This window comes from Xanthomonas sacchari, assembly GCF_024266585.1.
Classification (GTDB): domain Bacteria; phylum Pseudomonadota; class Gammaproteobacteria; order Xanthomonadales; family Xanthomonadaceae; genus Xanthomonas_A; species Xanthomonas_A sacchari_C.
The window spans coordinates 1,891,059-1,907,245 of the sequence record NZ_CP100647.1 but is presented as its reverse complement, the minus strand read 5'-3'; the positions used below and the strand labels follow the sequence as shown (position 1 = coordinate 1,907,245).

15 protein-coding genes and 1 other RNA gene are annotated in these 16,187 nt (G+C 70.5%); 8 read left to right on the top strand and 8 right to left on the bottom strand.

Annotated elements, in window-relative coordinates:
* Nucleotides 1–254: 254 nt before the first annotated feature.
* The 5 genes from NKJ47_RS07655 to NKJ47_RS07635 all read right to left on the bottom strand — a co-directional run bounded on the left by NKJ47_RS07655 (nucleotide 255) and on the right by NKJ47_RS07635 (nucleotide 6,323).
* Nucleotides 255–929 (bottom strand): YitT family protein, encoded by a 675-nt coding sequence (locus NKJ47_RS07655; RefSeq protein ID WP_429002527.1) that lies wholly within the window; start codon nucleotides 927–929, stop codon nucleotides 255–257.
* Between the two features lie 154 nt (nucleotides 930–1,083).
* The gene (locus NKJ47_RS07650; RefSeq protein ID WP_254460885.1) at nucleotides 1,084–2,580 is read right to left on the bottom strand and encodes a GGDEF domain-containing protein; all 1,497 of its coding nucleotides are present in this window, start codon (nucleotides 2,578–2,580) and stop codon (nucleotides 1,084–1,086) included.
* Nucleotides 2,577–3,872 (bottom strand): WD40 repeat domain-containing protein, encoded by a 1,296-nt coding sequence (locus NKJ47_RS07645; protein WP_254460884.1) that lies wholly within the window; start codon nucleotides 3,870–3,872, stop codon nucleotides 2,577–2,579. Before NKJ47_RS07645 ends, NKJ47_RS07650 begins: the two co-directional genes overlap by 4 nt.
* A 155-nt stretch (nucleotides 3,873–4,027) precedes the next feature.
* On the bottom strand, nucleotides 4,028–5,158 hold the full coding sequence (locus tag NKJ47_RS07640; RefSeq protein ID WP_043095749.1) for a PilT/PilU family type 4a pilus ATPase: 1,131 nt from the start codon (nucleotides 5,156–5,158) through the stop codon (nucleotides 4,028–4,030).
* Nucleotides 5,159–5,285: 127 nt separating this feature from the next.
* Entirely contained in the window at nucleotides 5,286–6,323 is a 1,038-nt protein-coding gene (locus tag NKJ47_RS07635) for a type IV pilus twitching motility protein PilT (RefSeq protein ID WP_254460883.1), read from the bottom strand.
* A 122-nt stretch (nucleotides 6,324–6,445) separates the two neighbouring features.
* Between NKJ47_RS07635 and NKJ47_RS07630 the strand changes: the two genes are divergently transcribed.
* The 5 genes from NKJ47_RS07630 (at nucleotide 6,446) to NKJ47_RS07610 (ending at nucleotide 10,062) form a co-directional block, all read left to right on the top strand.
* A complete protein-coding gene (locus NKJ47_RS07630) occupies nucleotides 6,446–7,096 on the top strand; it encodes a YggS family pyridoxal phosphate-dependent enzyme (protein ID WP_254461369.1) in 651 nt (216 codons plus the stop codon).
* Between the two features lie 349 nt (nucleotides 7,097–7,445).
* The gene (locus NKJ47_RS07625; RefSeq protein WP_307552895.1) at nucleotides 7,446–8,474 is read left to right on the top strand and encodes a hypothetical protein; all 1,029 of its coding nucleotides are present in this window, start codon (nucleotides 7,446–7,448) and stop codon (nucleotides 8,472–8,474) included.
* A gap of 131 nt (nucleotides 8,475–8,605) precedes the next feature.
* Entirely contained in the window at nucleotides 8,606–9,451 is an 846-nt protein-coding gene (gene proC / locus NKJ47_RS07620) for a pyrroline-5-carboxylate reductase (RefSeq protein ID WP_254460881.1), read from the top strand.
* Between the two features lie 61 nt (nucleotides 9,452–9,512).
* Nucleotides 9,513–9,588, top strand: a non-coding RNA gene (locus NKJ47_RS07615) — sX9 sRNA.
* Nucleotides 9,589–9,609: 21 nt separating this feature from the next.
* Complete coding sequence (locus NKJ47_RS07610) at nucleotides 9,610–10,062, top strand: DUF4426 domain-containing protein (RefSeq protein WP_254460880.1); 453 nt, start codon at nucleotides 9,610–9,612, stop codon at nucleotides 10,060–10,062.
* 746 nt (nucleotides 10,063–10,808) lie between these two features.
* Here NKJ47_RS07610 and soxR read toward each other — a convergent pair.
* The gene (soxR, locus tag NKJ47_RS07605) at nucleotides 10,809–11,246 is read right to left on the bottom strand and encodes a redox-sensitive transcriptional activator SoxR (RefSeq protein ID WP_254460879.1); all 438 of its coding nucleotides are present in this window, start codon (nucleotides 11,244–11,246) and stop codon (nucleotides 10,809–10,811) included.
* 100 nt (nucleotides 11,247–11,346) lie between these two features.
* Here soxR and NKJ47_RS07600 point away from each other — a divergent pair, with 100 nt between their 5' ends.
* Nucleotides 11,347–12,732, top strand: coding sequence for an MFS transporter (locus NKJ47_RS07600; protein ID WP_254460878.1), 1,386 nt, complete (start codon nucleotides 11,347–11,349; stop codon nucleotides 12,730–12,732).
* Between the two features lie 146 nt (nucleotides 12,733–12,878).
* On the opposite strand, the gene NKJ47_RS07595 is transcribed toward NKJ47_RS07600, so the two are convergent.
* Both NKJ47_RS07595 and pdxH read right to left on the bottom strand, forming a co-directional pair.
* The gene (locus NKJ47_RS07595) at nucleotides 12,879–13,679 is read right to left on the bottom strand and encodes a cobalamin-binding protein (RefSeq protein WP_254460877.1); all 801 of its coding nucleotides are present in this window, start codon (nucleotides 13,677–13,679) and stop codon (nucleotides 12,879–12,881) included.
* A gap of 70 nt (nucleotides 13,680–13,749) precedes the next feature.
* A complete protein-coding gene (pdxH, locus tag NKJ47_RS07590; RefSeq protein ID WP_254460876.1) occupies nucleotides 13,750–14,349 on the bottom strand; it encodes a pyridoxamine 5'-phosphate oxidase in 600 nt (199 codons plus the stop codon).
* A gap of 134 nt (nucleotides 14,350–14,483) precedes the next feature.
* Between pdxH and NKJ47_RS07585 the strand changes: the two genes are divergently transcribed.
* Nucleotides 14,484–15,026 (top strand): shikimate kinase, encoded by a 543-nt coding sequence (locus tag NKJ47_RS07585; protein ID WP_254460875.1) that lies wholly within the window; start codon nucleotides 14,484–14,486, stop codon nucleotides 15,024–15,026.
* Nucleotides 15,023–16,132 (top strand): 3-dehydroquinate synthase, encoded by a 1,110-nt coding sequence (aroB, locus tag NKJ47_RS07580; RefSeq protein WP_254460874.1) that lies wholly within the window; start codon nucleotides 15,023–15,025, stop codon nucleotides 16,130–16,132. The genes NKJ47_RS07585 and aroB overlap by 4 nt, the downstream gene beginning before the upstream one ends.
* The last annotated feature ends 55 nt before the right edge of the window (nucleotides 16,133–16,187 follow it).

Here is a 16,187-nt window from a genome sequence, read left to right as displayed (position 1 = left end):
CTGCGCGCACTCATCCTTTCTTCGACAGCAGCATGCGCTGCGTCACACTTGAACAGCAAGACCGTTTCGTAGACACCGCGGCGATTCCGTAGACAGTTGCGGTGCCACATGGCGCAACGCGCAGCGCTGCCCTGCGGGGCATGCACGCCCTGCCTGCGCAGGCGCAGCGCGGGTCGTCCACGCGTCCGCACGCAGGACCCGCGTGGCGCGACGCGCACCGTGCCGATCGCCACGGCGATCGGCGGCGGCGGAACTCACACGCCCATGTAGCGCCCGGCGCGATGGTTGAACATCAGCACCAGGCTCAGCACCACCGCGCCGATCGCCGAGTACAGCACCTGCTGCGGCGCCAGCAGCCAGAACGCCACCGCCATCAGCGCCGCGTCGAAGCCCATCTGCACCTTGCCCGCGCTCCAGCCGCGGCTGCGCTGCAGATACACCGCGAGGATACCGACGCCGCCCAGGCTGGCGCGATGGCGGATGAAGAACAGGATGCCCAGCCCGACCAGCGCGCCGCCGACCAGCGCCGAGAACAGCGGCGTCATCGTCGCCCAGCGCGCCCAGCGCGGCAGCAGATCGGTCAACAGGCCGCAGGCGGCGACCGCGACGAAGGTCTTGAGGGTGAACTCCCAGCCCATGCGCCGCACCGCGAGCCAGTAGAACGGCAGGTTGACCAGCACGAACATCAACCCGAAATTCCAGCCCAGTGCGTAGTGCAGCAGGAAGGCCACGCCGGCCATGCCGCCGATCATCAGCCCGCCATGGGCGAACACCGCCAGGCCCAGCGAGGCCACCAGGGTGGCCAGCAGCATGCCCTGCACGTCCTCGGCCACGCTGTGCCGCAGCGCGCGTGCATCCTGCGCGGTGCCGGCCGAATCCGGCGGCGGGGTCAGCGGTCCGGCCGTGACGACGGCGCCGTCGTCGGGCAACGGGTCCAGGTCCGGACGCAGATCGGAATCGGGAAGGCTCACGGGAGGGGCACGGCGTGGGGGACGGTATTAGACACCAGTTCAGGATGTAGTTGCACATGAAACTTTGAGGACTCGCAGCGGATCGCCCCCAGTACAGCGCCTGCAACCGCGATCAGCGCGCGGCCGAGGTGCGGTGCTGGCGCTTGTCCGCGTACATCTCCGCATCGGCGCGTTCGAGCAGTTCCTCCAGATCCTCCACGTCCAGATCGCGTCGGTTGCACACGGCCAGGCCGAAGCTGGCCGACAGCGCGGTCGCGAAGCCGTCGTCCTCGCCGGGCCTGGCAAGCGCCACCCGCAGCGCGTCGATCAGCGCATGCGCCCTCTCCGGCGTGGTCAACGGCAGGTACAGCGCGAACTCGTCGCCGCCCCGGCGCCCCAGCAACTGGCCCGGCCGCAGGCGGCTCCGGCAGCGCTTGACGAAGGCGCGCAAGGCCGCATCGCCGGCGGCGTGTCCGAACTGGTCGTTGATCGCCTTGAGGTTGTCCATGTCGGCAACGACCACCGCCAGCGGACTCGGGTCCTGCGCGGCCGATTGCAGATGGTTGAGTACCTGCTCCAGGAACCCGGTCCGCGACAGCGCGCCGGTGACGGGATCGCGCACCAGCGCTTGGCGCAGCCGTGTGTTGTCGGCGTAGAGCCCAGGGACGGCCAGTCCGAAATAACTGTTCGCCGCCAGGCTGATCATGGCGAACTGCAGCGCCAGCGCCTGTGCCTCGAGCCGCAGCAGGGGCGTGGCCACCGCGATCAGCAGGCTGAAGGCAGCGATCGCCGACAACGCCTGCAACATCCCGTGGGTATGCACGATCCACAACTGGATCACCACCACCACGAACAGCGCGAAGACCACCGCCGGCTGCCGCGGCAACGCGGCCGCCAGCCACATCACCGCCAGGGTGATGCCGAGCAGCAGTGCGAGCTTGGCCAGATAGCCCGAGACGCTCCCGGCCGGCGCGATCATCCCCGAGATGCGGGGGATGCCGGGCTGCGGCGCGATCCGCAGCGACTCGGCCAGACGCAGCACCGCGACGACCGCCAGCGGGCCGAGCGCCAGCAGGCCGGCGTAGTCGCCGATCGCCCATGGGATCAACTGCGAGAGCAGGGTCGAAAGGTCGATGGCACCGGTGACGGCCAGCCCCGCGCCGCCCAGGCAGGACGACAGCAGCGCGGCCACGCCGCCACCGAGGATGAAGTAGGTGACCACGCGCGGCAGACTGGTCGCGGCGCCGCTCTGGCCCACGCGGCGCAGCAGCCAGGCCAGGCCGCCCCAGATGCAGAACTGCTGCGCGGTGAACAGCAGCGCGTACGCCATGACCGCACGGCCGGGGATCGCAGGGGAGGACGTCGTGCGATAGAAGCTGAGCAGCGTGGCCAGCACGCAGGCGACGGCGATCGCCGGCGCGCCGCGCCGGCCCAGCACCATGAACGTGGCCAGCGTCACCGCCACCGGCGGGAACCACAGGCTCGCATGCGGCTGATAGTCCAGGACCCGCGCCAACTCGAAGACCGCCAGCCACAGCGCCACCAGCACCGCCGACAGCAGCAGCAGCGCGCCGGAACGGCGCGGCGCCGCGGGTGGAAGGGACGGCGTCGCGACGTCCCCGCCTGTCATCCATCCGCCTCCGTGCGCCCCCGGGCGAGGGCCGAACCGGGGCCGGCGAAGGCCGTGACCGAACTGTCGTCGCTGCCGCCCACCACCACCGACGCATCGCCGCAGAAACCGATCGCCCAGCTCATGTTGCCCGCGGCCCAGGTCCAGCGCGGCGTGCTGTCGCTGGCGCTCCAGACGGTGAAACCGCCAGGCGCCCCGTCGGGATACCCATCGGCCACCCCCAACCAGCGTCCGCCGGGATCGAATGCCAGGAAGTTGGGCGAATGCGCGCTGTAGGACGTCCACTGAAGCCGCGGCTCGGCGCCGGTGTCGGCGAACACGGCGACGACGCCGCCTTGCCCGGACTTGGCGTGCGGCAGGTTGCCGGCGACCGCGACCGTGTCGCCGGAACGATCGCAGGCCAGCCCGTAGAGGGTCGTCGCCCCCTCGGGGATCGTCGCGGTCCAGACCGGCGCGCGCGTGTCCGGGAACGTGGCCACGTCGAAGGCGTACAGCGTGCCGTTGCTGCCGCCGGCATAGGCGCGGCGCCCATCGCCGGACAGGACCGCGATGTGGAGGTGGACGTCCTTGGGCGACTGCCAGCGCGTCAGCACCACCGGTTGTCCCGATGCGATCGAGAACAGGATGATCTCGCCCAGATAGCTGGCCACCAGTCCGATGGCGCCGTCGTCGGCGATGCCGGTGGCGACGACGCTGTCGCCGTTGCTGTCGCCGCCAGTGCCCAGCGCGATGCGAGCGGGCTCGGCGCCGAAGGCCGCGTCGCCGTCGCGGTAGAACAGATAGCCCTGGTCGGCGCCGGCCAGCAAGGTCCGCCCGTGCGCATCCAGCGCGACCATGTTGCCGCGGGCGGAAGGCAGCGAGAAGGACAGCAGCTCCTCGCCGCCCGGCACCGCCCAGGCGCCGATGAAGCCCGTGTCCGGACCCTGGCTCTTCCAGCCACAGCTGGCCACGGTGCCGCCATCGGCCGCCACATCGACCCAGTACACGCCCTGCCAGCCGTCGAATTCCTTCGTCAGCAGCCGCTTGCCGGTCCGATCCCAGGCGTAGGTGCCGTAGTGCCCTTCCTCGTCGTCGCACACGTCGGTGCGGGTGGCCGCAGGCGCGACGCGTTCGAAGATCTTGCGTTGCGCCACCGGCACCGCGTCCAGCCCGGGAACCTGCGAGGCGTCGCCGTAATGGTGATAGAAGGTGCCGGCGACGATGACATTGCCGTCGTCGGACACCGCCACCGAGTTGATGTAGTAGCCGGCATGCGGCTGTATCGACCAAAGCACCTCAGGCACGTCGTTCATGGCGGCTCTCCTCTCTTCGGCTGCACAGTCCGCGATGAACGCCGGCGGACAGTTGACTGAAAATACCCCCTGTGGACGAACCGGAAACAACCGCTGCGACCCTGCGTCCGCGTCGTCGCGCCTGCGCCCGGCCCGCGTTCGCCTGCCGGCCCGGCTCAGCGCACTTCGGCGATCTCGACCCCGTCCAGGCCCTGCGCCAGGGTGCGCGCGTCGCCGCCCTGGGCCAGCTTGATGCGCAGGCGCACCTCGTTCTGCGAATCGGCGTGGCGCAGCGCATCCTCGTAGCTGATCTCACCGGCCTGGTACAGCTCGAACAGGCTCTGATCGAAGGTCTTCATGCCCAGGTTGGTGGACTCCTTCATCACGTCCTTGAGCTTGTGGATCTCGCCCTCGCGGATGTAGTCCTGCACCAGCGGGGTGCCGAGCATGATCTCCATGGCCACGCGGCGGCCCTTGCCGTCCGGGGTCGGGATCAGCTGCTGCGCGACCACCCCGCGCAGGTTCAGCGACAGGTCCATCAGCAACTGGCTGCGGCGGTCTTCGGGGAAGAAGTTGATGACGCGGTCCATCGCCTGGTTGGCGTTGTTGGCGTGCAGGGTACACAGCACCAGGTGGCCGGTCTCGGCGAAGGAGATGGCGTGGTCCATGCCTTCGCGGGTGCGCACCTCGCCGATCATGATCACGTCCGGCGCCTGGCGCAGGGTGTTCTTCAGCGCGTTCTCCCAGCTGTCGGTGTCGATGCCGACCTCGCGCTGGGTGATGATGCAGCCCTCGTGCTTGTGCACGAACTCGATCGGGTCCTCGATGGTGATGATGTGGCCGGTGGAGTTCTGGTTGCGGTAGCCGATCATCGCCGCCAGCGAGGTCGACTTGCCGGTGCCGGTGGCGCCGACGAAGATGATGATGCCGCGCTTGGTCATCGCCAGGGTCTTGATCACCGGCGGCAGGTTCAGCTCGTCCACGCTGGGAATGCGCGTCTCGATCCGGCGCAGCACCATGCCGACCTGGTTGCGCTGGTAGAAGCAACTGACGCGGAAGCGCCCGACCCCGGACACGCCGATGGCGAAATTGCACTCGTGGGTCTTCTCGAACTCCTCGCGCTGCGCCGGCGTCATCACGTTCAGCACCAGGTCGCGGCTCTGCTGCGGGGTCAGCGGCGTCTGCGTGATCGGGGTGATCTTGCCATGCACCTTCATCGCCGGCGGCATGCCCGAGGTGATGAACAGGTCCGAAGCCTTCTGGTGCGCCATCAGTTTCAGGAAGGAGGTGAAGTCGATGGTGCTCATGGCCGGCTCCTTCGGAGCTGAGAATCGGGAATGGAGAATCGGGAATCGCAGCAGCGGGCATCCGGAAGCGGAAAGGAGAGTGCGGTTGCTGTTCCCATTCCCGATTCCCTACTCCCGATTCCCGGCCTCACTCGAACAACCGCTTGTCCTTAGCGTACTCGCGGGCCTGGTTGCGGGTGATCAGGCTGCGCTTGACCAGGTCCTGCAGGTGCTGGTCCAGGGTCTGCATGCCGTACTGCTGGCCGGTCTGGATCGCCGAGTACATCTGCGCGACCTTGTCCTCGCGGATCAGGTTGCGGATCGCAGGGGTGCCGACCATGATCTCCCAGGCCGCGGTGCGGCCGCCACCGACCTTCTTCAGCAATGCCTGCGAGATCACCGCGCGCAGCGACTCGGACAGCATCGAACGCACCATCGGCTTCTCGCCGGCGGGGAACACGTCGATGATGCGGTCGATGGTCTTGGCCGCCGAGCTGGTGTGCAGGGTGCCGAACACCAGGTGGCCGGTTTCCGCCGCGGTCAGCGCCAGGCGGATCGTCTCCAGGTCGCGCAACTCGCCGACCAGGATGATGTCCGGGTCTTCGCGCAGCGCCGAACGCAGCGCCTCGTTGAAGCCGTGGGTGTCGCGGTGCACCTCGCGCTGGTTGATCAGGCACTTCTGCGAGGTGTGCACGAATTCGATCGGATCCTCGACGGTGAGGATGTGGCCGTATTCGTTCTTGTTGATGTAGTCGATCATGCCGGCCAGCGTGGTCGACTTGCCCGAGCCGGTCGGCCCGGTGACCAGGATCAGGCCCTGCGGCTGATCGATCAGCTGGCGGAAGATCGGCGGGCAGCCCAGGTCCTCCAGGGTCAGCACTTCCGAGGGAATGGTGCGGAACACCGCGCCGGCGCCGCGGTTCTGGTTGAACGCGTTGACGCGGAAGCGCGCCAGGCTGGGAATCTCGAAGGAGAAGTCGACCTCGAGGAATTCCTCGTAGTCGCGGCGCTGCTTGTCCGACATGATGTCGTAGACAAGCGCATGCACCTGCTTGTGGTCCAGCGCCGGGATGTTGATGCGGCGGACGTCGCCATCGACCCGGATCATCGGCGGCAGGCCCGCGGACAGATGCAGGTCGGACGCCTTGTTCTTGACCGAGAACGCCAATAGTTCAGCGATATCCATACGCTGCTTTTCCCCTTGGGCTGCGACTGGAAGGATGATTCCCCGGCCGGCAGTATAGCGCCCTTCCCTTTGCCGGAACGCCGCCCGTGACCCTCTCAGCGCTGCAACAGATTCGCCTGGACATGGACCGCGCCGCCGACGCCGCAGGGCGGCCGCGCGCGCAGTTGCTGGCGGTGTCCAAGACCCAGCCGGCTGAAGCCGTGGCGGCGCTGGCCGCACAGGGGCAACGCGCCTTCGGCGAGAACTACGTGCAGGAAGCGGCCGCCAAGATCGCCGCGCTGGCCGATGCCGGACTGGAATGGCATCTGATCGGCCACCTGCAATCGAACAAGGCCGAACTGGCGGCGACGCTGTTCGACTGGGTGCAGACCGTGGACCGGCCCAAACTGGTCGCCGCCCTGGCCAAGGGCCGCGCGGGCGCGCAGGCGCCGCTGAACGTGTTGATCCAGGTCAATATCGACGATGAGGCCAGCAAGCATGGCTGCACACCCGAGGCGATCGACGCCCTGGCCGACGCCATCGCCGCGCACCCGGCGCTGGCCCTGCGCGGGCTGATGGCCATTCCCGCGCCCTGGCCCGAGGCCGAGCGCCGCCGCGACGCGTTCGCGCGCATGCGTGCGCTGTTCGAGCGGCTGCGCGCCGCGCATCCGCAGGCCGACACCCTGTCGATGGGCATGAGCGGCGACTTCGCCGACGCCATCGCCGCCGGCGCCACCATGGTGCGGGTGGGCACCGCGCTGTTCGGCGCGCGCGCGCCGCGCGCTCCTGGATGAGCAGGCTCCTGGATCAGCGCGTTCCTGGCTGGATCCACTGCTGTCGCGCCGCATTACCGCAACACCGGTGACAGGGTGGTGACTTGTCTACGAACGCTTCAAAAACGGTTCACTAACATCGGAATTCTGTCGTAGCCCATCCCGTTGAAAAAAATAGGGTTTCGGGATGAATGAAAGGTTCGCTCCGACACTGCTTGCTGAACCATGCGACACGGTTAAAAACCGTTAATTCAGTCACGTTTCAGATGTGCGCGCTTCGGCTTCCATTGCGACGACCGCGGCTCATCCGCAGGTCCATCGCCGAATGTGCTCGGCTCCAACGAGGTCACAGATGCAAGCATCCACCCGATTGCTGTTCGCCTCCTGCTGCATCGGTCTGCTGCACGTCCCCGCGGCAATGGCCGCGCCGACGGCGACGCCGGCCTGGAACAACGAAGAAGCGATGATGTCGCCCGCGGAAGTCCAGGCGCGCACCGCCTGGCGCGAGACCATGGCGCATCAGCCGACGCCGGCGGAAGGCTGCTTCCATGCCAGCTTCCCCGATACGCAGTGGCAAACGGACGTCTGCAAGACCCTGACCCGCCGGGTGCACCCGATCCCGCACAAGATCCTGTTCGGCGCCACCGAAACCACCGGCAACGGTTACGACTACGCGCTGCGGTCGAGCAGCCTGATCAGCAAGGTCGTGGGCAGCTTCCCCCAGGTGACCGGGGTGACCTCGGAGAAAGGCGTCGGCGTGGCGTCCTTCGGCGGCGGCGGCATCCTCGGCCCGAACGAGTACTCGCTGCAGATCAACTCCAACTACAACGCCACCACCAGCGTCTGCGGCGGCCGCTCCGGCTGCACCGTGTGGCAGCAGTTCGTCTACGCCACCGACTACGAGACCCAGGGCCAGGCCGCGGTGTTCATGCAGTACTGGCTGATCGGCTATGGCAGCAGTTGCCCGAGCGGCTGGATGAGCGGCGGCGGCTCGGACTGCTACCGCAACAGCAACGCGGTCAGCGCGCCGGACGTGCCGGCCACGCAACTGGCCAACCTCAAGCTGACCGGTTCGGCCACCGCCAACGGCAACGACACCATCACCTTCACCAACAACGGCACCGCCTACAGCGTCAGCGCCAGGGACAGCGTGGTCAAACTGGCCACGGTGTGGAAGGACGCCGAGTTCAACGTGGTCGGCAACGCCGGCGGTTCCAGCGCCAACTTCAACTCCGGCTCGTCGATCACGGTGAAGGTGGCCGCCACCAACGGCTCCACCGCCGCCCCAACCTGCGCGGCCAATGCCGGCAGCACCGGCGAGACCAACAACCTCAACCTGGGCAGCTGCTCGGTGGCCGGCGGCAGCACGCCGTCGATCACCTTCACCGAGTCCAACTGAGTTCGCCGCGCCGGTCCGCACACAGCGGCCGGCGCGCGCATGCCTGGCACGATCCGGTTGCGCCGCACCGCCGCACTGCGGCGCGGCGCAGCCGCTACCATGACGCTCCCTCTTCGCGACGGTGTTGCGCCATGGCTTCCGCTTCCCCCGACTCCCACGCCGCCGACATCGCCTTCATCGGCGGCGGCAACATGGCACGCAGCCTGATCGCCGGCATGGTCCGGCAGGGCGTCGATCCGCACCGCATCCGCGTCGCCGAACCGGTGGCGGCACTGCGCGAGGCGCTGCGCGCCGACTACGGGGTCCACGCCGTCGCCAGCGCGGCCGAGGCCGCCGACGGTGCGGCGCTGTGGATGTTCGCGGTCAAGCCGCAGGTGCTGCGCGGGGTCTGCACCGAACTGGCCGCGCTGGCGCAGGCGCAGCGGCCGCTGCTGGTGTCCATCGCCGCCGGCATCACCACCGCGCAACTGGACCGCTGGCTCGGCGGCGGCCACGCTCTGGTCCGCGCGATGCCGAACACCCCTGCGCTGCTCGGCGCCGGCGTCACCGGCCTGTTCGCCAGCGCCGGCGTCGATGCCGGCCAGCGCGCCCACGCCGAGCGCGTACTGGCCGCCGCCGGGGTCACCGTGTGGGTCGAGGACGAGGCGCTGATCGACGCGGTCACCGCGGTGTCCGGCAGCGGCCCTGCCTACGTCTTCCTGCTCGCCGAGGCGATGGAAGCGGCGGGCATCGCCCAGGGCCTGCCCGCCGCCACGGCGCGCACCCTGACCCTACAGACCCTGCTCGGCGCGGCGCGCATGCTCACCGAGTCCGGCGAGGCGCCGAGCGAACTGCGCCGCCGGGTGACCTCGCCCAACGGCACCACCCAGGCCGCGATCGAGACCTTCCAGCACGGCGGCTTCGAGGCGCTGACCGCGGCTGCGATCGCCGCGGCGGCCGCGCGCGGCCGGGCCCTGTCCGCCGCCAACGACGACTAAGCGCGGCTGACAATGCGACTGCGCAGCTGCCGAGCGGGCGCGGACGGTGCTCGGCCTGCTCACGGACCACTTGTACACTGCGGTTCCTGCGCGCCGTTCGCCCCCACCTGGCGGCTGCGCGCGACGTTGTGTTCGCCCCCCTGAGCCGGAGACCGCCGATGCGCGTCCTGCCCGCTGCACTGCTGTGTCTGGCCCTGGCCGCCTGCGCGGACCAGGACACCCCACGCCCGGCGACACTGCTCGCCGCCACGCCGGCGCAGGCCGATTTCGGCGCGCTGCGCGTGCACTACAACGCGCTGCCCACGCTGGCGATGAGCGAGGACGTTGCGCGCCGCTACGGCATCGCCCGCGAGGCCGACACCGCGCTGGTGATGATCGCACTGCGCACGCGGCACGACGGCGAGGAAACGCCGGCGGTGGGCACGGTGGAAGCGGTGGCGACCGACCTCAGCGGCCAGCGCCAGCCGGTGGCGCTGCGCGCGGTTCGCACCGACGCCTACACCGACTACGTCGGCACGGTCCGCAGCAGCGCCCACGACCAATTGCGTTTCGTGGTGCAGGTGCGCAGCGCCGACGGCGCCGGCACGGTGCGCTTCACCCGCAATTTCTAGCGCCTGCAGCGTGCGGTGCGCGCCGTCGTCCTGTAGGAGCGGCTTCAGCCGCGACCTGGCATTACCGGGAAAGCCCGGTCGCGGCTGAAGCCGCTCCTACAGAAAAACCGGCACACGCATACCGATCAAGGTGATCACACGTGCGCGTTGTGGGAGGGACTTCAGTCCCGACTGCATGCAGTGTCCGGCGCCGTTGCTCTTCGCTCGTCGCGACCGAGTCGTGACTGAAGGGCACAGTGAATAACTCGCCTCCACCATTCTCAACAAGCTCGGTACCCGCGCCGCAGTGAAGACGATCCCCTGCGCATCATCTGAGCGCGCGCAAGCGCGAGCGCCGTGCCATCCACCGGCATCGCGTCGGGACTGAAGTCCCTCCCACACCCTCTGCTTCGCACATGGCAGCGCCGTCGCGCCCGGTCGCGGCTGAAGCCGCTCCTACAGAAAAACCGACACACGCATACCGAGCATCACGATCACAGGTGCACATTGTGGGAGGGACTTCAGTCCCGACTGCATGCAGTGTCAGGCCTCTTTGCTCTTCGCGCGTCGCTACCGAAGAGCACGGTGAAGAACTAGGTCTCCATCATCCTCGACAAGCTCGGCATGCGCGACCGCACTCGCGCCGCGCTCAAGGCGATCGCCCTCGCATCGTCGTGCACACAAGCGGCAATGCCGCGAAGTCCACCGGTACCGCGTCGGGACTGAAGTCCCTCCCACACCATCTGATTCGCACATGGCAGCGCCGCTCAGTCCTCCGCCCAGCGCTGCGGGCCGTCGCCGTGCGCGGCCAAAGTATCGGCCGGGTTGCTCAGCCGGCAACGGCGCAGCGACAGGCAGCCGCAGCCGATGCAGTCGGTGAGCTGGTGGCGCAGCCGGGTCAGTTGCACGATCCGCGCGTCCAGTTCCTCGCGCCAGGCCGCCGACATCCGCGCCCACTCGGCGCGGGTCGGCGTGCGCGCATCGGGCAGCTGCGCGAAGGCGGCCTTGACGCTGTCCAGCGGCACGCCGACGCGTTGCGCCACGCGGATCACCGCCAGCCGGCGCAGCACGTCGCGGGTGTAGCGGCGCTGGTTGCCGGCGGTGCGCACGCTGCGGATCAGGCCCTTGTTCTCGTAGAAGTGCAGCGCCGACACGGCCACGCCGCTGCGCGCCGCGACCTGCCCCACGCTCAGTTCCTCCTGCATCGCTTGACCTCGAGTCCGGTTGAGGTTGCATGCTGCACGGCCTGCACGCGCCCGTGCAAGCCACGCCAGCCGCTGTCCATCCGCTGCTCAAGGGAATCCGATGCAAGACCACGCCACCACCGCCGATGCCCCGCCTGCTCCTGCCGCTGCCGGCTCCGTGCTGGCGCCGGCTTATCGCGCCACCACCATCGGCATGGTCGCGCTGGTGTCGCTGATCGCCTTCGAGGCGCTGGCGGTAGCCGCGGCGATGCCGGCCGTGGCGCGCGAACTGGACGGCCTGCGGCTGTACGCGCTGGCGTTCGGCGGCACCCTGGCCACCAGCGTGATCGGCATGACTGTGGCCGGGCGCTGGAGCGACCTGCACGGGCCGGCGGCGCCGCTGTGGGCCGGCCTGGCCTGCTTCGTCTGTGGCTTGCTGCTGGCCGGCTTCGCGCCGTCGATGGCGCTGCTGCTGGCCGGCCGGCTGGTGCAAGGCCTGGGTGCCGGGACGATCTCGGTGGTGCTGTACGTGCTGGTCGCGCGGCTGTATCCGCAGGCGATCCGTCCGCGCATGTTCGCGGCGTTCTCCGCCGGCTGGGTGCTGCCGTCGCTGGTCGGCCCCAGCATCAGCGGGCTGATCGTCGAACACGTCGGCTGGCGCTGGGTGTTCCTGGCGGTGCCGCTGCTGGCACTGCCGGCGGCGGCGCTGCTGTGGCCGGCATTGCGGCGCCTGCCGCCCGCCGCGCGCGCGGATGGCGCCAGCGGCGCGGCGCAACTGTGGTCGCTGGGCGCGGCGGCCGGCGTCTGCCTGCTGTACCTGGGCGGCCAGCAGCGCGGGCTGTGGGCGGCGGTGCTGCTGCCGGCGGCGTTGGCGCTCCTGCTGCTGTGCACCTGGCGGCTGCTGCCGGCCGGCACCTTGCGCGCCGCGCGCGGCCTGCCCAGCGTGATCGCGCTGCGCGGCATCGCCGGATCGGCGTTCTTCGGCTGCGAAGCGTTCCTGCCGCTGCTGCTGTCGCGCGAACGCGGGCTGTCGCCGGTGTGGGCGGGCGTGGCGCTGAGCGCCGGTGCGCTGGGCTGGTTCGCCGGCTCCTGGTACCAGGGCCACTGCGGCCGCGACGCCAGCCGCCTGCTGCGGCTGCGCCTGGGTTGCACGCTGATGGCGCTGGGCATCGCGGCGACCACGCTGGCGCTGCTGCCGGCGGTGCCGGCGGCGCTGGCGATCGGCGGCTGGACCGCCACCGGCCTGGGCATGGGCCTGATCTATCCGACCCTGGCGGTGCTGACCCTGACCCTGTCGCCGCCGGCGCGGCAGGGCCGCAACAGTTCGGCGCTGCAGTTGAGCGAGGCGATCGCGGTGGCCACCACGCTGGCGGTCGGCGGCTCGCTGTTCGCCGCGCTGCTGGCGTATTCGGCGGCGGCGGCCTACCTGTCGACCTTCGCCGTCGCCGCGCTCATGGCCTTGCTCGGCCTGGCCGTCGCCGGCCGTACCCAGCCGGCGCCTGGCTAGCGGCCCCGCAGCCCATGCCTGCCGCGTCGTGGCCTGGCGCGCGCGTGGCCGAGGATCGCGCAAACGGCCATCCGTCCGTGGCCGAGCGACGACGCGGCCATGGACGCGCGTCGCGGCCTCCGGACTCCGGCCTGGGCGGGCGCGCCCTAACGCGCGTCCACGCCCCTGGCCCAGGCCTGGATGATGGCGGCGATGGCGCGCACGCCGTCGGTGAGCGCGGCCGGCCCCGGCTGCAGGATCAGCGGCGACTTGATCTCGAACAGTTGCCCGTCGCGCACCGCCGGAATCGCCGCCCAGCCCGACCGCGCGGCGACGCGTTCGGGACGGAAGCGCTTGCCGCACCAGGAGCCGAGGATGATGTCCGGCGCGCGCCGCACCACCTCATCGCCGTCGGCGAGGATCCGCGCCTTGGCCAGCGGCTGCACCGACAGTTCCGGGAACACGTCGTCGCCGCCGGCGATGCCCACCAGTTCGGCGACCCAGCGGATGCCGGTGATGATCGGCTCGTCCCATTCCTCCAGGTAGACCCGCGGCCGCCGCGGCAAGCGCGCGGCCTGCGCGGCGATGGCGTCGAGGCCATGTTGCAATTCGTCGGCGTAGGCCGCCGCGCGCGGCCCGGCGCCGACCAGCGCACCGAGCCGGCGGATGTAATCGAGGATGCCGGCGACGCTGCGATGGTTGGCGATCCACACCTCCACGCCATGCCGCACCAGCTCGGCGGCGATGTCGGCCTGGATGTCGGAGAAGCCGATCGCCAGGTCCGGCTGCAGCTTCAGGATCTCGTCGATCTTGGCGCTGGTGAAGGCGCTGACCTTGGGCTTGTCGCGGCGCGCCTGCGGCGGGCGCACGGTGAAGCCGCTGATGCCGACGATGCGCTGCTGTTCGCCGAGCGCGTACAGGGTCTCGGTCGGCTCCTCGGTCAGGCAGACGATGCGCTGCGGGCCCATGCTCAACGCGCCTGGCCCACGCACGCATGCGCCGCGGCCGCCGCAGCAAGGCAAACCGGGCCGGCGCCGCTCACGGGAACAGCATCCGCTTGCTCCAGTGCCCGGCGGCGTCGGCCTCGTAGCGCCAGCGCTCGTGCAGGCGGTACTTGGCGCCGTACCAGAACTCGAAGCTGCGCGGCACCACGCGGAACCCGCCCCAGCCGTCCGGGCGCGGCACCTCGCGGCCCTCGAAGGTGGCCTCGGCCTTGGCCACGCGGTCCTCGAACTCCTCGCGCGAGGCCAGCGTGCGCGACTGCGCCGAGGCCCAGGCGCCGATCTGGCTCATGCGCGGCCGCGAGGCGAAATAGGCGTCGGCCTCGGCCGCAGCGACCAGTTGCACCTCGCCGTCGATGCGCACCTGCACCCCGTCCTCGCGCATGCGCCGCCACAGGAACAGCAGCGAGGCCTGCGGATTGGCCTGCAGCTCGCGGCCCTTCTGGCTGTCCAGGTGGGTGTAGAACACGAAGCCGCGCGGGTCGTAGGCCTTCAACAGCACCACCCGCGACGACGGGCGCGCCTCCAGGGTGGCCGAGGACACGACCATGGCGTTGTATTCGGCCTCGTCGCTGCTGCGCGCCTCGGCGAACAGATCAGCGAACGTGGACAGGGCTTCGGCGTACAGATCGGGCATGGCGGCAGGCACTCGGCGGACGATGTGCCATTGTCGCGCCATGCCCCGCGCGACGCACGCATCGGCGCGCGCCTGCTCGCGCGCGCCGCCTGCGCGGCGCGCGAGGCGGCATCGGTCTCTGCTAGCATCGGCGGATGAATCCCGCCCCCAACCTGGTGCTGGTCGGCCCGATGGGCGCCGGCAAGAGCGTCATCGGCCGCCGCCTGGCCGAGCGCTTCGGCCTGGTCTTCGTCGACAGCGACCAGAGCATCGTCGAGCGCACCGGCGCCAGCATCGCCTCGCTGTTCGAGCATGCCGGCGAAGCCGGCTTCCGCGAGCACGAGCGCGCGGTGCTGGAAAGCCTCCTGAGCACGCCCGGCCACCTGATCTCCACCGGCGGCGGCGCCGTGCTCAATGCCGACAGCCGCCGCGAGATGCGCGAGCATGGCTTCGTGGTGTATCTGCGGGTCGGCGTGGCCGCGCAACTGCAGCGCCTGCACCGCGACCGCAGCCGGCCGCTGCTGCAGCGTGGCGACCGCGAGCGGGTGCTGCGCGACCTGCACGCGGTGCGCGAACCGCTGTACCGCGAGGTCGCCGACCTGATCCTGGACACCGACCACCTCACCCCGGCCGAGGCCACCGCGCAGCTGGTCGTGCGCCTGGCCGCGTCGTGGAAACTTCCGGAACCCACTGCATGAATGCCGCATCGCGCACGGTCGAGGTCGCTGGCGACCCGGCCTACACCATCCGCATCGGCCCCGGCCTGCTCGACGACGGCGCCGCCCTTGCCGCGCAGGTGCGCGGCCGCCACGTCCTGCTGCTCAGCGACAGCCAGGTGGCGCCGCTGTACGCCGCGCAGGTCCGCGCGGCGTTGCTGGCGGCACGTCCGGACCTGCAGGTCGGCGAGTTCGTGATCCCCGCCGGCGAAGCCTCCAAGACCCTGGACAACTTCGCCGCGGCGATCGCCGCGCTGGCCGCCCTGGGCGCCACCCGCGACGCCTGCGTGCTGGCGCTGGGCGGCGGCGTGGTCGGCGACCTGGCCGGCTTCGCCGCCGCCTGCTGGATGCGCGGGGTGGACTGCGTGCAACTGCCGACCACGCTGCTGGCGATGGTCGACTCCTCGGTCGGCGGCAAGACCGCGGTGGACATCCCGCAGGGCAAGAACCTGGTCGGCGCGTTCCATCCGCCGCGCGCGGTGCTGGCCGACACCGCCGTACTGCGCAGCCTGCCGCCGCGCGAACTGCGCGCCGGCCTGGCCGAGGTGATCAAGTACGGCGCGATCCGCGACCCGCTGTTCTTCGCCTGGCTGCACGCCGAGCGCCACGCGCTGCTGGCCGGCGAGCCGGCCGCGCTGGCGCAGGCGATCGCGCGCAGCTGCGAGCACAAGGCCGAGATCGTCGCCCGCGATCCGCTGGAGAAGGGCGAGCGCGCCCTGCTCAACCTCGGCCACACCTTCGGCCACGCCATCGAGACCGAGCAGGGCTACGGCGCCCCGGACAACGCCAACCTCAACCATGGCGAAGCGGTGGCGGTGGGCATGGTGCTGGCCGCCGCGCTGTCGGCCCGGCTGGGCATGGCCAGCGCGCAGGACACGGCGCAGCTGCGCGCGCTGCTGCAGGATTTCGGCCTGCCGACCGCGCTGCCGGCCGGACTGGCGCCGGAAGCGCTGCTGGCGCGCATGCGCCTGGACAAGAAGAACCTGGCCGGACGCCTGCGGCTGGTGCTGTGGCGCGGCATCGGCCACGCCGAGATCGTCCCCGACGTGGACGAGGCCGAGGTGCTGGCGGTGCTGGCCGCCGGCTGAGCCGGTACAGCGCTTACGCGGCAGTCACCCGCGCGCGCCGGTCGGCTGGCGCGCC

Bases quoted from the DNA above. Each gene is read 5' to 3' on its own strand.
- NKJ47_RS07630 (WP_254461369.1), top strand. From the start codon at position 6,446: ATGGACCGCGCCGCCGACGCCGCAGGGCGGCCGCGCGCGCAGTTGCTG.
- soxR (WP_254460879.1), bottom strand. From the start codon at position 11,246: ATGCAGGAGGAACTGAGCGTGGGGCAGGTCGCGGCGCGCAGCGGCGTG.
- NKJ47_RS07610 (WP_254460880.1), top strand. From the start codon at position 9,610: ATGCGCGTCCTGCCCGCTGCACTGCTGTGTCTGGCCCTGGCCGCCTGC.
- NKJ47_RS07600 (WP_254460878.1), top strand. From the start codon at position 11,347: ATGCAAGACCACGCCACCACCGCCGATGCCCCGCCTGCTCCTGCCGCT.
- NKJ47_RS07585 (WP_254460875.1), top strand. From the start codon at position 14,484: ATGAATCCCGCCCCCAACCTGGTGCTGGTCGGCCCGATGGGCGCCGGC.
- NKJ47_RS07635 (WP_254460883.1), bottom strand. From the start codon at position 6,323: ATGGATATCGCTGAACTATTGGCGTTCTCGGTCAAGAACAAGGCGTCC.
- NKJ47_RS07645 (WP_254460884.1), bottom strand. From the start codon at position 3,872: ATGAACGACGTGCCTGAGGTGCTTTGGTCGATACAGCCGCATGCCGGC.
- aroB (WP_254460874.1), top strand. From the start codon at position 15,023: ATGAATGCCGCATCGCGCACGGTCGAGGTCGCTGGCGACCCGGCCTAC.
- proC (WP_254460881.1), top strand. From the start codon at position 8,606: ATGGCTTCCGCTTCCCCCGACTCCCACGCCGCCGACATCGCCTTCATC.
- NKJ47_RS07640 (WP_043095749.1), bottom strand. From the start codon at position 5,158: ATGAGCACCATCGACTTCACCTCCTTCCTGAAACTGATGGCGCACCAG.
- pdxH (WP_254460876.1), bottom strand. From the start codon at position 14,349: ATGCCCGATCTGTACGCCGAAGCCCTGTCCACGTTCGCTGATCTGTTC.
- NKJ47_RS07595 (WP_254460877.1), bottom strand. From the start codon at position 13,679: ATGGGCCCGCAGCGCATCGTCTGCCTGACCGAGGAGCCGACCGAGACC.
- NKJ47_RS07650 (WP_254460885.1), bottom strand. From the start codon at position 2,580: ATGACAGGCGGGGACGTCGCGACGCCGTCCCTTCCACCCGCGGCGCCG.